General features: G+C 62.9%; 1 pseudogene. It reads right to left on the bottom strand.

The window, feature by feature from the left end:
• Positions 1 to 1,831: pseudogene (locus EN969_RS29435) on the bottom strand (autotransporter outer membrane beta-barrel domain-containing protein); the annotation flags it as partial.

Below are 1,831 nucleotides of genomic sequence, written 5' to 3'. Positions count from 1 at the left end.
TCTGTGTGTAGGTGACGCTGCTGCCGATGCCAGGCAGCATTACCTCGTCGTGATAATCACCCGCCAACGTTTCGCCCGGAATGTAGAATGCCGGGTCGATATGGGTGTCGCGTTCGCCCTTGAACGAGCCCGTGCCGCCACCGAGTGCAAAGTCCACGAAGTAATTCTTGTTGGTATATTTGGCCAGCGCATAGGCCTGCCAGGCCTCACCGGTGGTCTCCGACAGCAGGTCTCCATTGAAGCCGATCTTGGAATCGAACTCTGTGCGGCCGATCGTGGCACCAAGCGACCAGTTCTGGCCGATCTCGCCAATGCCGCCAAGCGACATCGTCTTCAGGACGTCGTCGCGGCTTGTAGTGCCAGCGCCCGCGTCGCGGCTGTACTCGGCCTGCGGGCTGATCGTTGCCCAGACGCAGCGGCCGTCGGGATTCTTGTAGGCAGGCACGCCAGTACACTCACGCGCCGCTTCCAGCATCATGTCGGCTTCGCGGTTGATCATGTTGAACGTATGCACGGCATAATGCGGTGTGAGCCGGGTCAATGCTGCACCCAGTTCCTCTTCATTGGGCAGGAAGCGCAGCATGTTGATCAGCCTGGCCATCGGGTTGTCCGGGGTCGATGCTGCCTCGACATCGTCAAGGTACTGCGCCATCTGGAACACGCCGGGATCGGTGGTGCCGGACCCCGGATCCTGCGCCAGTTCCAGGAATGTCGGGTTGTCGGCGTAAAGAACGAGATCGGTGCCGCCATCCACCCGGAACTGGAAGTTGAAGCCCACTGCCGGATGCAAGGTCTTCGCTGCTATGCCGGAGTCGGTCATCCCCGAGCCATTGGCGACCACATATTCTGTGAACAGCTTATCGATCGACAGGAAATTCAGCGGCGCTTCGCCGTTGAAGTCACCGGCCGCCGTTAGTGCCAGGGCATCCGTGATCTGGTTGTTGAGATCCACATCGGTGACGAAATCGCCGGAGAGGTTTTGTTTGAAGCCGCCGCCGACATCCACCTTCGCCACCACGCCGATGCCCTGGTTGGTATAGAGCCCGTCATTGGTGAACAGCCCGCCGCCGAGATCGATGGTTTTCAGTCCGACCATCGAGGCATCGGCAAAATTGTGGAAGCTGTTGTCGCCGCCGCCGAGATCGATGTTGCCGATGACGCGTCCCAGCGTGTCGCCCAGCCGCGAATTGTCGACATGGTCATCACCCGACGTGCCGGTAATGGCCAGCGGACTGAAATCGTCGAGCAGCGATTCCAGGATCGCATTGGTCGGCACGACGGGACCGGGCGCCAACAGGAAGGTCTGGAATGCCTGGATATCCGCTGCCTGGATCTCGAATGTCGGCGTCGCTCCCATTGCGTAGAGCAGGCTGTGGTTGGTCAGCGCGTTGTTGGCGCCGCCGACGAGCATGGCGGCAACGCCGGTTCCGGCACCGCCAATCGTGTAATGACCGTTGAGATTGATGGTGATGTTGCCTTTCGCGCCGTTGGCTGTGCTTTCGCCGTAGGCGGCCACGGAACCAGCACCCTGCGCGAACAGGCTGTCGCCCGCGGTCAGCGTAACCGCGTGCGCGTCGCCGATGCCGGTCGCGCTCTGTCCGAACATGGCATACGAGCTCGCACCCTTGACCCAGACCTGGCTCATGGCCGTCGCCGTCGCCGCCGCGGCATCGCCGATGCCACCGCCGGAACCGGCAGCGCCGGCGGAGAGCGTGCCGGCCAGGCCGCCGCCGCCGCCCACCGCCTGGGCCACGATGCCGTGCGCCCGCTCGCCATCGGTGACGATCTCGCCGTCCTGCTGGATGGTCACCGTGCCGCCATTGCCCTTGGC

Origin of the sequence: Mesorhizobium sp. M7A.F.Ca.CA.003.01.2.1, assembly GCF_003998945.1 — a bacterium.
GTDB lineage: Bacteria > Pseudomonadota > Alphaproteobacteria > Rhizobiales > Rhizobiaceae > Mesorhizobium > Mesorhizobium ciceri.
The sequence above is the reverse complement of the archived record's forward strand: the minus strand, read 5'-3'. Positions and strand labels throughout refer to the sequence as shown.